10 protein-coding genes are annotated in these 14,144 nt (G+C 46.4%); 6 read left to right on the top strand and 4 right to left on the bottom strand.

Features of this window, described 5'->3' with window-relative positions:
* Positions 1-31 precede the first annotated feature (31 nt).
* From P1P86_14315 to pyrF, 5 genes are all read left to right on the top strand, one after another.
* Positions 32-2,218, top strand: a complete 2,187-nt coding sequence (locus tag P1P86_14315; protein ID MDF1576359.1) for a glutamine synthetase III — start codon at positions 32-34, stop codon at positions 2,216-2,218.
* Positions 2,219-2,335: 117 nt separating this feature from the next.
* On the top strand, positions 2,336-4,327 hold the full coding sequence (locus P1P86_14310) for an OmpA family protein (GenBank protein MDF1576358.1): 1,992 nt from the start codon (positions 2,336-2,338) through the stop codon (positions 4,325-4,327).
* 5 nt (positions 4,328-4,332) lie between these two features.
* Entirely contained in the window at positions 4,333-5,499 is a 1,167-nt protein-coding gene (locus P1P86_14305; GenBank protein ID MDF1576357.1) for a phosphoribosylformylglycinamidine cyclo-ligase, read from the top strand.
* Positions 5,500-5,513: 14 nt separating this feature from the next.
* Positions 5,514-6,602: a peptide chain release factor 1 gene (prfA, locus tag P1P86_14300; GenBank protein ID MDF1576356.1), complete on the top strand. Its 1,089-nt coding sequence runs from the start codon at positions 5,514-5,516 to the stop codon at positions 6,600-6,602.
* 10 nt (positions 6,603-6,612) lie between these two features.
* A complete protein-coding gene (gene pyrF, locus P1P86_14295) occupies positions 6,613-7,443 on the top strand; it encodes an orotidine-5'-phosphate decarboxylase (protein ID MDF1576355.1) in 831 nt (276 codons plus the stop codon).
* Between the two features lie 2 nt (positions 7,444-7,445).
* On the opposite strand, the gene sucC is transcribed toward pyrF, so the two are convergent.
* Entirely contained in the window at positions 7,446-8,636 is a 1,191-nt protein-coding gene (sucC, locus tag P1P86_14290) for an ADP-forming succinate--CoA ligase subunit beta (protein ID MDF1576354.1), read from the bottom strand.
* Between the two features lie 114 nt (positions 8,637-8,750).
* Between sucC and P1P86_14285 the strand changes: the two genes are divergently transcribed.
* Positions 8,751-9,284 (top strand): RNA methyltransferase, encoded by a 534-nt coding sequence (locus P1P86_14285; GenBank protein ID MDF1576353.1) that lies wholly within the window; start codon positions 8,751-8,753, stop codon positions 9,282-9,284.
* Between the two features lie 54 nt (positions 9,285-9,338).
* Here the strand turns inward: P1P86_14285 and P1P86_14280 are convergent, their stop codons facing one another.
* From P1P86_14280 to P1P86_14270, 3 genes are all read right to left on the bottom strand, one after another.
* Complete coding sequence (locus P1P86_14280; protein MDF1576352.1) at positions 9,339-11,057, bottom strand: hypothetical protein; 1,719 nt, start codon at positions 11,055-11,057, stop codon at positions 9,339-9,341.
* 116 nt (positions 11,058-11,173) lie between these two features.
* On the bottom strand, positions 11,174-11,809 hold the full coding sequence (locus P1P86_14275) for a deoxynucleoside kinase (GenBank protein ID MDF1576351.1): 636 nt from the start codon (positions 11,807-11,809) through the stop codon (positions 11,174-11,176).
* A gap of 3 nt (positions 11,810-11,812) precedes the next feature.
* Complete coding sequence (locus P1P86_14270; GenBank protein ID MDF1576350.1) at positions 11,813-13,921, bottom strand: prolyl oligopeptidase family serine peptidase; 2,109 nt, start codon at positions 13,919-13,921, stop codon at positions 11,813-11,815.
* Positions 13,922-14,144: the final 223 nt, after the last annotated feature.

Here is a 14,144-nt window from a genome sequence, read left to right as displayed (position 1 = left end):
TTTTTATCATATTCACTTAAATTCATTTACTATGGCGGTTATAAGATTTAAAGCACTGGAACAGGTATTTGACCGAAAACCTCTCCATGTTCCTCCTCCCTCTGACAAGACATCGGATTATTATGCCATCAATGTATTTGACCGGGCCAAGATGCAGAAATACCTTTCCAAAGACGCTTTTAATCATGTGATGGATGCAGTTGAGAAAGGCACTCCCATTGACAGGAATAAGGCCGATTCTGTTGCTGCAGGGATGAAAGCCTGGGCCACTGAAAGAGGAGCCACCCATTATACGCACTGGTTCCAGCCGCTGACAGGCGGAACCGCTGAAAAGCACGACGCATTTATACACCCCAATTCATACGGTGGAGTGGTGGAGACTTTTTCCGGGGAAGCGCTGGCGCAACAGGAACCTGATGCTTCTTCCTTTCCCAGTGGTGGAATCAGGAATACTTTTGAGGCCCGTGGTTATACGGCATGGGATCCCACCTCACCTGCATTCATCATTGACAACACCCTCAGTATTCCCACGGTTTTTATCTCCTATACGGGAGAGGCTCTGGATCACAAAACCCCTTTGCTGAAAGCTCTGAGTGCTGTAGATAAAGCCGCAACGGAGATCTGTCAGTTGTTTGATAAAAACGTTGGTTCGGTTAATGCCAATCTGGGCTGGGAACAGGAGTACTTTTTGATTGACGAGGCGCTCTATTATGCCCGGCCCGACCTTGCCCTTACAGGCCGGACCCTGATGGGACATGCTTCTGCCAAGGATCAGCAGCTGGATGATCACTATTTTGGATCCATCCCTGAACGGGTGATGTCCTTTATGCACGATCTGGAGTCCGAGGCCTATAAGCTGGGTATCCCTGTGAAGACCCGTCACAATGAGGTGGCTCCTAATCAATATGAGTTAGCTCCTGTTTTTGAGGAGTGCAATCTGGCAGTGGATCATAACGTGTTGCTGATGGATCTGATGACAAAAGTATCCAGGCATCATGGTTTCAGGGTGCTGTTCCATGAAAAACCTTTTCAGGGTATTAATGGAACAGGAAAGCATAACAACTGGTCGCTTTCCACCGATACCGGAGTGGTTCTGCACTCACCAGGTAAGAATCCAAAGACCAATCTGCAGTTTTTAACTTTCGTGGTAAATACGATTAAAACTGTATTTGATCATCAGGATTTATTGAGGGCCAGTATTGCATCGGCATCTAACGCACACAGGCTAGGGGCCAATGAAGCACCTCCTGCCATTCTTTCCTGTTTCCTTGGTTCAGAAGTTTCGGCCATGCTCGATCAGCTTGAGGAGCAGGTTACCAGTAAAAAAATGTCTCCGGATGAGAAGACCGCCCTGAAGCTGGATATCGGGAAGATACCTGAGATCTTGCTGGATAATACAGACCGGAACAGAACCTCACCTTTTACCTTTACGGGGAATCGTTTTGAGTTCAGAGCCGTAGGAGGAAGCTGTAATCCTGCCACACCCATGACCATATTGAATGCAGCTGTTGCCAAGCAGCTGATGGACTTTAAAGTGGAGGTAGATGCGCTTATCGAAAAGGGTATTAAAAAGGATGAAGCCATATTCCAGGTGCTCAGGGAGTACATCATAGCATCCAAAGCTATCCGCTTTGAGGGTGACAACTACAGTGATGAATGGGTGAAGGAGGCAGCCAAACGCGGACTTACCAATGTTACCGATGTTCCTGAAGCCCTGTCGGCCTATTTAAGTGAAAAATCCAAAAAGCTCTTTTTCGACCTGGGGATCTTTTCCGAGGCAGAACTGGAGGGACGCGTAGAGGTGATGTTTGAACAGTATACCATGAAGATCCAGATTGAGGCCAGAGTACTGGGTGACCTTGCCATGAATCATATTGTTCCAACGGCTGTAAAGTATCAGAACAGGCTGATGGAGAATGTGCTTGGATTGAAAGAGATCTACGGTGAGGAGTATAAGTCACTGGCTGGTAACAGGATCGAACTGATCAAAGAGATCTCCGACCATGTTACTGCCATTAAAACTGGAGTAAATGAGATGGTTGAGGCCAGAAAAGTAGCCAATAAGATGGATGATGAGAAAGAGAAATCCAAAGCTTACTCTGCCACTGTTGCTCCTTTCCTGAATAAGATCCGTTATCATATCGATAAGCTTGAACTTATTGTGGATGATGAGATCTGGCCTTTGCCCAAATACAGGGAACTGCTGTTCTCAAGTTAAACTTTACCTGCATAGCCATATTTAAGGGGCCCTCCGTAATTTACGGGGGGCTTCTTACGTTTTATTATCATGGAAAAAAAAGGTAATTTTATCAAATTGTAAAAACGGCAAGCGATAATGAATAGATTTTTCAGAGTAGTTTCACTGGTCATTATGGCCGCTCTACTGATTATAAATCCGGTTGAAGGGCAAAAAAAGCAGAAAGACTCCAGGGCTCAGGCTGCATTCGAAGCCGGTGAGTATTATGAAGCCATCGATCTTTTTAAGAATGCTGTGAATAAGGTTAGCGATAAAATGCAGAAGACGGCCATTCTCTTTAATATAGGGGAGTGTTACCGGATACTTGGTGATGCACGCTCTGCTGAATTATGGTATAAGAAGGCTGTTAGAGAAGATTATCAGGATCCGGTAATCTTTCTCAGGTATGGCCAGATGATGCTTGTAAATGAGAAGTACACGGATGCTGCGGAGCAGTTTAAGCGTTATGTGGAACTGGTTCCGGACGATCCCCGGGGAAATATTGGAATTGAGTCATGCGAGGTTGCTATTAGCTGGAAGAATAACCCGACGGGGTATATCGTTGAAAATATGCGATATTTTAATTCCAGGGAAAGGGATTTCAGCCCGGGATATATCAATGAAGCCTTCACAGAATTATATTTTACTTCCACCCGTGAAGATGCCACCGGCAATGAAACACATGGAGCAACGGGACAAAATTTTGCGGACCTCTTTTCATCCACCCTTGACAGAAAAGGGAAATGGAGTGTGCCGGTTCCCGTTGAGAGTCTGAACTCCGAGTTCGAGGATGGAACTCCATGTATATCCTCGGATTTTACCACCCTCTATTTTACCAGGTGCAAGAAAGGTAAGAACCAGAAACTCGGTTGCCAGATTCTTAGCGCCAGCGCCAGCGGAAGTGGCTGGTCTGAGCCGAAGGTGGAGCTTGAAGCTCTGGGCGACAGTGTAACCACTGCCCATCCGGCTATTTCGCCCGATGGTCTTACGCTTTACTTTGTTTCTGACATGCCTGGTGGCCTGGGTGAGAAAGATATCTGGAAAGTAACACGAGAAAGCCAGAGTGACAGCTGGGGTTCTCCCGTAAATATGGGGGAGGAGATCAACACTCCCGGAAATGAGCTTTATCCATTTGTTCACAGCGATGGAACGCTATATTTCTCATCCGACAGCAGGGTGGGAATAGGGGGGCTTGATATTTACAAGGCTACCCTGGATGAAACCAGGTCCTGGAGACTGGAAAATATGAAACCTCCTATAAACTCCCCGGAGGATGATTTTGGTATCGTGTTTGAAGAAGAGGTGGAGCGGGGGTTTTTTAGTTCCTCGAGGAAGGGGAGGGGAAATGATGATATTTTTTCCTTTGTGCTGCCACCACTGGAGTTCTCTGTTACCGGAGTAGTAAAGGATGAACGGAACGATCAGATCCTGCCGGGATCAACGGTCAGATCGGTCGGAAGTGATGGAATCACTGTGGAAGCTAACACCGGTGAAGACGGAACTTTCAGGTTTATGCTTAAACCAGGCACCGACTATGTCTTTGTGGCCACTCAACCGGGTTATTTGAATGGTAAAGAGAGAGAATCTACCAGGGGACTGGATCAAAGCCAGGAATTTGAAGTGACCATTTATCTCGCTTCCATCACCCAGGTGATCGAACTGCCCAATATTTTTTATGATTTTGCAAAGTGGTATCTGAGGCCCGAATCGATGGTGTCCCTGGATAACCTGGTGGAAACTCTTAACGATAACCCCAATGTGACCATCGAATTAATGTCACACACAGATTCCAGGGGTACGCCTGCGGATAATCAGGAATTGTCACAAAAAAGAGCTCAGTCAGTTGTTGATTACCTGATCTCTAAGGGGATTCAGCCCGACAGGTTAAAGGCTCAGGGTTATGGAGAATCTCAACCCAAGGTAGTGGATGAGAAGGTGAAAACACAGTATGGTTTTCTGGAGATAGGTGATATTCTGACAGAGGCTTTCATTAACCAGATGGAGGGCGTGGAACTTCAGGAAAAGGCACACCAGGTTAACAGGCGCACCGAATTCAGGGTGCTCTCAACAGACTATATACCGCAAAATTAATCGAGATGAGTCACTCTTCCCGTTACCTTCAGCGTGGAGTCTCCTCCGGCAAGGAGGATGTGCACCGGGCTATCAGGCATGTGGACAAAGGCCTCTTTCCAGGCGCCTTTTGCAAGGTGATTCCGGATATACTGACCGGCGACCCGGATCATTGCCTGGTGATGCATGCCGATGGGGCGGGAACAAAGTCCTCTCTGGCATATGTATACTGGAAGGAGACAGGGGACCTCTCCGTATGGAAAGGCATTGCCCAGGATGCCATTGTGATGAACCTGGATGATCTGCTTTGTGTGGGGATCACCGGGGATATACTCCTTTCATCTACTATTGGAAGGAACAAAAGAAAGATTCCCGGGGAGGTTATCTCCGCTCTTATCAACGGGACCGAAGAGATCCTGGATGAATTGCGTTCCCTGGGTATCCCGATCTACAGCACGGGAGGAGAGACTGCTGATGTAGGCGACCTGGTACGAACCATTATTGTGGATTCAACGGTTGTCGCACGGTCCAGGCGTTCCAGTATCATAGAGAACCATATTCTCCCCGGGAATGTCATTGTAGGGCTCTCTTCTACCGGCCAGGCCACTTATGAAAAGTGCTATAATGGGGGAATGGGGAGCAACGGATTAAGCTCGGCACGTCATGATGTGTTCGGAGAATACCTGGCCCGCCTATATCCGGAAAGCTTTGATCCGGACGTTCCGTCCGAGCTTGTATATTCGGGTAGTAAAACACTTACCGATTCGATCAGGGGTCTCGGTCTCGATGCCGGAAAGCTGATGCTCTCCCCGACCCGGACCTATGCTCCTGTAATCAGAGAGGTGCTGGAGCAATACAAAGACCAGGTATGTGCTATGATCCACTGTTCCGGCGGGGCCCAGACAAAGGTCCTGCATTTTGTGCAGAACATCCATATTATCAAAGACAAACTGTTTCCGTTACCCCCACTGTTCAAAATGATACAGGAGGAGTCGGGCACAACGTGGAAAGAGATGTACCAGGTATTCAATATGGGGCACCGTTTTGAAATATATACCGACGAGAAAAGCGCCCGGGGAATCATAGAGCTGGCTGCGAAATATAATATTGAAGCCAGAATAGTGGGGCATTGCTTGGAATCCCCGCAAAAGAGACTTACCATCGTCGGAGAACAGGCAGAATATATTTATTAAGGAGATACAGAGGCATGGGCGAAAATATGATATTATCCCGTTTAGAAGGAGTGAAGCTAAGATTTGAGGAGGTGGGACAGTTAATTACCGACCCGGCCATTATAGCTGATATGAAGCGCTATGTGAAATTGAACCGGGAGTATAAACATCTGGAACCTGTTGTAGATGCGATGAATGACTACAGGGATTTGCTGAGCAATATCGAAAGTGCCAGGGAAATGCTGTCGGAAGAGAAGGATGAAGAGTTAAGGGAGATGGCCAGGGAGGAGCTGGATCTCTATCAGCATAAACTGGGCAGGCTGGAGGAGGATATTAAACTTCTACTGTTACCCAAGGACCCGGAGGATGAAAAGAGTGCCATTGTAGAGATCCGGGCAGGAACAGGTGGTGATGAGGCCAGCATTTTTGCAGGTGATCTTTACAGAATGTATTCCAAGTACTTTGAATCGAAAGGGTGGAAAGCTTCGACTACCAGTTTTACGGAAGGGACTGTTGGCGGATACAAAGAAATTATCATGAATGTTACCGGGGAAGGAGTTTATGGAATAATGAAATATGAGTCCGGCGTACACCGGGTTCAACGTGTTCCTCAAACCGAAACCCAGGGCCGGGTTCATACTTCAGCAGCTACGGTTGCCGTACTGCCCGAAGCGGAAGATTTTGAGGTGGAAGTCAACCAGGCAGATATCAGAAAGGATACCTATTGTTCGTCGGGTCCCGGTGGCCAGTCGGTTAATACAACCTATTCAGCCATACGTCTGACTCATATTCCCACCGGGATCGTAGTGACCTGTCAGGATGAAAAGTCGCAGTTGAAAAACCTGGATAAGGCTATGAAGGAGCTAAGGTCAAGGCTTTATAACTTGGAGTACCAGAAGCGAATGGATGCCATCTCATCCAGGCGGAAAACCATGGTATCGTCAGGCGATCGCTCAGCTAAAATACGAACCTATAACTATCCGCAGGGCAGGGTGACTGATCATCGTATCAATCTGACGATGTATAATCTTCAGTCCATTATTAGCGGGGATATTCAGGAGATAATCGATAAGCTCCAGATGGCAGAGAATGCGGAACGTTTGAAAGAGAGCGGTATGCACTAATTTATTAGTTATGAACGCCGAAGAGATATTCAGGAATATTAAGCGTAAAAAGAGTTTTCTCTGTGTGGGACTCGATACAGATTTTAAAAAAATTCCAAAGATACTCCTTCATAAGGAGTATCCTGTATTTGAGTTTAATAAGCATATCATAGATGCCACCCAGGAGTATGCGGTTGCATATAAACCAAACCTGGCATTCTATGAGATGTTGGGAGCTGCAGGCTATATGAGCCTGGAAATGACTGTAACTTACCTCAGGGAACAATATCCCGATCTGTATATTATTGCTGATGCAAAGCGGGGCGATATCGGGAATACATCCCATATATATGCCCATGCTTTCTTCAAAACGCTGGATTTTGATGCAATTACCCTCTCTCCTTATATGGGTTTCGATAGTATCTCTCCCTTCCTGGAGTATGAAGGGAAATGGGTCATACTTCTTGCACTCACCTCGAATGAAGGCTCCGGGGATTTTCAGCAGCTCTATCTGGACGAAGGGACCCAGTTGTTTGAGAAGGTAATAAGCACTTCATCAGCATGGGGTAGCGTTAACAATATAATGTACGTAGTCGGGGCTACCAAAGCAGAAGCCCTGGCCCGGATCCGGAAACTGGTTCCGGAACATTTCCTTCTGGTTCCCGGGGTGGGAAGCCAGGGAGGAAGTCTCAGGGATGTTGCTGAATACGGGATGAACGACCGCTGTGGCCTGATTGTTAATGCAAGCAGGTCGATTATTTACGCAGACGTGACCAATAAATTCCAGGATGCGGCCAGGCTCGAAGCCTCCAGGCTTCAGACAGAAATGGAGGAAATACTGCGCAGCCGCTCACTGATCTGAAGCTAGACGACCAGCTCTTTCACCTTTTCAGCAGCCTCTTCCAGTGTGATGGCGGAATGAACTTCAAGTCCGGAGTTGTCAATAAGCACCTTGGCCTCTTCTGCATTGGTCCCCTGTAATCTGACTATAACCGGAATATCTATCTGTCCAATGGTTCTGTAGGCTTCAACAACACCCTCCGCTACGCGATCGCAACGAACAATTCCGCCGAAAATATTGATAAGTATTGCTTTCACACGGGGATCTTTCAGGATGATTCTGAATCCGGCTTCAACTGTCTCTGCATTGGCCGTTCCTCCTACATCCAGAAAATTTGCAGGTTCGCCACCTGAAAGTTTTATGATGTCCATGGTTGCCATAGCGAGCCCTGCACCATTCACCATACAGCCCACATTTCCATCCAGCTTTATAAAGTTCAGATTAAATTCACCTGCTTCGACCTCTGCGGGGTCCTCTTCATGGAGATCTCTCATGGCTGCGTAATCAGCATGTCTGAAGAGAGCGTTATCATCGATATTCACCTTGGCATCGGCGGCCATAATATGGTTATCAGATGTTTTGAAAACCGGATTTATTTCAAAGAGAGAGGCATCGGATTTTTCAAAGGCCTTATAGAGGGCCCCTGCAAATTTGCACATCTCCTTAAAAGCCTGACCCGACAGCCCCAGGTTAAAAGCGATATGTCTTGTTTGAAAGGCCTGGATTCCAACCCCCGGATCCACCTCCTCCCTGAAAATCAGGTGTGGGGTTTCTTCAGCAACTTTCTCAATATCCATACCGCCTTCCGTAGAGTACATGATAATGTTTTTCCCGCTTTCCCGGTTCAGCAAAACGCTCATGTAAAATTCCAGGGGTTCACTCTCCCCCGGGTAGAAAATACCCTGTTCAACAAGCACTTTCCCAACCAGCTTTCCTTCCGCTCCGGTCTGATGGGTAACCAGGGTCATTCCCAGAATATCCCGGGCATGCGACCTCACTTCCTCCAGCGTTCTGGCAATTTTCACACCACCACCCTTTCCGCGTCCTCCTGCATGAATCTGAGCCTTTACAGCCCATGTAGCTGCACCTGTTTCTGCCTGAATTTTTCGGGCGGCCTCCACGGCTTCATCAGGAGTGGTGGCTACATCCCCGGAGGGCACGGAGACTCCAAATTGTTTAAGAATCTGTTTTCCCTGGTATTCATGAATATTCATAATGCTTGTCTGCTTGATTTAAACAAATTTAGCAATTTGACTGACAGGAAAAAGATAAAAGTTGTGCTTAGTGTTCATGCATATTGGTTAATTTCGTTTTATAATTAGATGAAAATGAGAAAGCGCTTGAATGAGGAGCTGGAAAGACTGTCTGTGGAGGAGTATAAGAGTGTGGAAAAGATCCCTCTTACGGTAGTGCTCGATAATGTAAGGAGCCTGAATAACATTGGCTCTGTATTTCGCACTGCTGATGCTTTTCGTCTGGAAGGGATATACTTATGTGGAATCAGCTCCACTCCGCCACACCGGGAGATACATAAAACAGCACTCGGGGCTACAGAATCTGTACACTGGGAGTATAGAAAGGAGACCGTCGATGCTCTCACAGAATTAAAGGCGAAGGGATATCAGATATACTCTGTGGAGCAGGCCGAGGGAGCGCTTATGCTGGATCAGGTTCGTCTTGCTGACCAGCAGAAATATGCTATTGTTTTCGGCCATGAAGTCAGGGGAGTGGAACAGGACGTGCTGAATATGAGCGATTACTGTATAGAGATACCTCAGTATGGTACCAAGCACTCCCTGAATATTTCGGTTGCTGCAGGAATTGTTATCTGGGAGCTGTTCAGGAGCCTGAGCAAAAAATAAGAGGCTGCCCCGGATGAGACAGCCTCTTAATCTATTATGCAAGATTCCTAAAATCTACTCGACAATTGCTTTGAATTCGGCAGTTTCGAAAAGCTTGGCGAATTCGAGGTCCTTCTTTGCCCTGTCTTTGATGAACTGAGCAGATCCACAGTTCTCCACGGCAAGTTTCAGGTTCTCAAGTGCAGCTTCTGGTATGTCCTGGCTTGCAGCAATCACTGCCTGCAGGTAGTAACCCATTCCACCCACTTTTTCCAGATTGGCATTTGTTCTCCAGGCACCTTCACTATCACCTTTCAGGTACATGGCCAGGGCAGAATTGTAGGAAGCTTCGCTTCCGAAGTAATTCAGAGCAGTCTCATATTCGCCTTCCTTGATACTTACAATTCCCAGGTTGTAGTTGACTGCGGATCCGGCTCCCATGGAAGCGGTGAAAGCTTCTTTGGCGGCTTCTACATCACCATTCTTGAGAGCAAGGGCTCCAAGGTTGTTATTGATGATATCGTGGTCCTTGATGGCCTTTGCAGCTTTGAAGGATGAGGCAGCTTCTTCCAGTTTGCCCATGTTGTAAAGAACAACACCTTGATTGTTATGAGCGCGGAGGCACTGGGGAGCTACCTTCGCAGCTTTGGTATAAACAGCCAGTTTGGTCTCATTGTCTTTTACAAGGGTAGCGGTGTAGAGCAACTCTTCCAGCACAAGAGTATCAGGATTGTTTGCAAAGAGGTCGACCAGTTCTTCGTCGCTCCAACCAATTTTATCCATGTTTACAGTGAACTTGGATCTTCTTAATTGTGGCAGTATCTCTTCAGCAATGACTTCAAAAGCGGCGGTCAGGTTCTTGATTTCTTGCTCACGTACAACCGGGTCAGAGTGCATGCTGAGTACCCTGAGGATCATCTCTTTATCTTGAATGTCAGAAGCTTCCATGAGTTTTTTAAAGCCTTCCCAGTCTTCCGGAGTAGCCAGCAAACTCATCAGTTCATCAGCAACTTCGACCTCGGCCTTTTTCAACTGTCCGGAGAGATACTTTGAAGCGCTCGTCTGGCGCTTGTCGGCCAGTTTGGTATTCAGGTCCAGCTCTCCATCGGGAGAAGCATAGGCCGAAATTTCAATCCCCTTAAGCTCGAGCCTCTCGTTTTCGTCGACATTTTTCAGAGTTTCGTTCAAAAGGGCAATTTCTTCCTTGCTCATTTCAGAACGGCGAATATCGGCCCTGTTGATCACATACTTGATGTCGGCTTCATAAGACTCAGGAACGATCTGCTTGAAATTGTTATCGAACAGGATAACCTTTGGATTGTTCTGTACCAACAATGGAGTCACGATGATACCATCGGCCAGTTTTACATCTCCAAGATCAGCCGATTTTTCCTTAATGGCAGCATTTACGGTGAAATACAGCTCAGACATCATCATGGCATCTTCGTATGTAAGAGTGCTTGACAAGCTGGCACTTCCGCCACCATCATAGCTGATTGGCTTGTTGTTGGCAGTTGCATCTTCACCCTGGAGCACAAGAGGGTCGAGTGTTGTTTCACCACCTTCGTACCGGAGGACGGGGGTAAGGGTGACTACAGCTTTTTTGTTAAAATACTTGGCGGGATAGTTGACGTTGATAGTCATATCCACTTCACCACCGTGCATTTCCAGTACTTCAGGAGTTACCTGGTAGCCAACAAGGGCAGAGTCCTTGACCATTTTGTTTAGACCACCACAACTGCTTAATACTGCGGCTGCGAGGATAAAAATCGCAAAGTTCTTAATGTTTCTCATATCAATCTGATTAAATGTTGATTATTCTTCTCTGTTTAGTTACTTTTAAGTAAGGTGCAAAATTACATAATGTTTTTGACAAAAATAAAGATTTCTTTGTCGAATGAAGGCATAAGTTACAAAATTAGCCTGTTCATTCCAAGAGTATACTCACCTTCGAGGATAACTTTTTTTAGTAATTGAAGATCTGAACTCTTATTTATAAAATCGAGCCGGCTGGTATCCAGGATCACTATTTTCATTTCTCGTTGCGATTTGAAGAATCCAAAATACCCATCCTGAACCTCTTTAAGATAGTTGTATTTGATGTGTTTTTCGTATTCCCGGCCTCTTTGTTTTATATTCTCAAGCAGTTTTTCGACCGGGAGGTGCAGGTATACATAAAGATCTGGTTTGGGTGCCTGCAGATTGATGATGGAAAATAATTTCTCAAATAACTTCATTTCATCCTCCTTCAGGTTATGTTTGCTGAATATAAAGGATTTTGCCAGAAAATAGTCGCTAATAACTCCTTGCCCGAACAGGTCCGGATGTCCAAGTTCGGTTTTGATCTGCTGGTATCGTTCCGATAAAAAGGAAAGTTCAAGCTGGAAAGCATACCTGTCGGGATCTTCATAAAATTTTGGCAGAAAGGGATTTTCACTGAACGATTCCAGAACCAGACGGCTTCCAGTCTCTTCCGCCAGCAAAGAGGCCAGGCTTGTTTTCCCGGCCCCAATATTTCCCTCAATAACTAAGTACTTATATTTCAATGATTAAAACTCTGGGGTAAAGTCCATGTTTTTATAGATAAAGGACCATACATCGGCATACTCCTGAATGGCCATATCGGTAGGTTTCCCTGCACCGTGACCGGCATCGGTATTGATCCGGATCATCACGGGGTTCTTGCCGGCATACTTGTCCTGAAGCGTTGCTGCATATTTAAAGGAGTGAGCCGGTACCACCCTGTCGTCATGATCACCTGTAGTGATCAGAACAGCGGGATAATCTTTTTCAGCTGAAATATTGTGAACAGGGGAGTAAGCCAGCAGGTATTTGAACTCTTCGGGATCATCGGAGGATCCGTAATCTACCGTCCAGTACCGGCCTATGGTAAACTTATGAAAGCGAAGCATATCCATAACACCCACCATGGGGACGGCTGCTGCAAAAAGCTCAGGCCGCTGATTGATCACAGCTCCTATCAGCAGGCCGCCGTTGGATCCTCCATAGATAGCCAGCCGCTTGCTGGAGGTGTAGTTCTCTTCGATCAGATATTCAGCAGCGGCTATAAAATCATCGAATACATTCTGTTTCTGAAGGACAGTGCCTGCTTTGTGCCATGCTTCCCCATACTCGCCACCACCTCTGATGTTGGCAAGAGCAAAGACACCGCCCTGCTCCAGCCAAACGGCACGGGTACTGCTAAAGGATGGAGTCATGGATATATTAAATCCACCATAGCCATATAGCAGGGTCGGATTGGTCCCATCCAGTTCCAGGCCTTTCTTATACACAATGAACATGGGGACTTCCGTACCATCCTTGCTGGTATAAAAGACCTGTTTGGTTTCGTAGGCCGCAGCATCGAAATCCACTTCCGGGATATAGAACACTTCTGAAATGTTTTCTTCAATATTGTATTTGAAGATGGTAGCAGGATAATTGAAAGAAGTGAAACTGTAGAAAGCTGTGTTATCCTCCATTTTTCCGTTGAATCCTCCCACGGATCCGATTCCGGGCAGAGGAACTTCATGCAAGATGCTTCCGTCCAGGTTGTAAACATAAGCAGTGTTAAAGGCATCCTGAATATAAGAGGCAATAATTTTACCTCCGGCCAGGGTGGCCGATTCCAGGACGTCTCCTTGTTCCGGGATTACATCCACCCAGTTTTCCCGTGCCGGATGGTTCAGGTCTATGGCAACCAGCCGGTAAAGAGGTGCTTCATTATTGGTCAGCACATAGAGGATGTTTCCGTGATTACCAATGGGCGAATAGTCATCATCAAAGTCCTCATCCAGCCAGGTGAAGGGGGTGTCGTCCAGTCCGGCCTTCTTGAATGCCAGGGAATTACCGCTGGTTGATTCATAAGCGCTCAATAATATATAAGCCTCATCTTCAGTGACACCCATATGGAAGCTACGTTCAGGGTGTGCCGGATCCTGATGCACCAGTGCATCTTCCGACTGTGGAGTCCCCAGCTTATGGTAATAAGCTTTGGCATTCTTATTTTCCCCTTTTAATTCATCACCCTCGGCCGGAGTATCATAGCGGGTATAAAAGAAGCCGTCTTTATACCAGGACACTCCCGAGTTTTTGATCCATTCGATGTGATCTTCCAGATCACTGCCGCCGGCAATCTCCTTCACAAAAAACTCCCTCCAGTCGGAACCGCCTTTGGAAATCCCATAGGCTGCATATTTATGGTCGTTAGATACACTTAAGCCGGCCAGGGCCACGGTCCCATCTTCCGAAAATTTATTGGGATCCAGAAAGACCTCGCCATCCTCTTCCAGGCTTTTTTTCATATAGATAATGCTCTGATTCTGAAGTCCAGTATTGTAACTGTAGAAGTACAGCTCCCCTTCCTTAAAGGGGGTTCCCATTTTTGGAAAGTTCCAGATCTCGGTCATACGTTCTTTTAGTGCATCCCTGAAGGGAATGGATTCCAGGTAGGAGAAGGTAAGCTCATTCTGCGCTTTAACCCAGGCAGCCGTTTCATCAGACATATCATCCTCCAGCCACCTGTAAGGATCTGGGACCTCCGTGCCGTGATAATTATCCACCACATCACCCTTCGCTGTTTCAGGATAGTTAAAGGTCACTTGTTGTGTACAGCCCATGGCCATAATAATTAAAATGATCGAAAGAATGGTTTTCATAAGGTAAGATTTTGCCATTAATGTAGATAATATGCGCATAGCATGCAATGGGTATGTTCATGCTGTTGAATATAGTTCGCCTGTAAAAAGAAAGCTGTATGAAAGTCCCATTTTAATCAGTAAATAAGCACGTTACAAATAAGAATGGCTATAGTTTAATTTTGCGTTGTTGATTTGATCAATTCTTCATACCCTTGAGCAATCAGCTTGTACCTGTTGCGTG

This window comes from Bacteroidales bacterium (assembly GCA_029210725.1).
GTDB lineage: Bacteria > Bacteroidota > Bacteroidia > Bacteroidales.
This window is presented reverse-complemented; position numbering and strand designations above follow the sequence as displayed.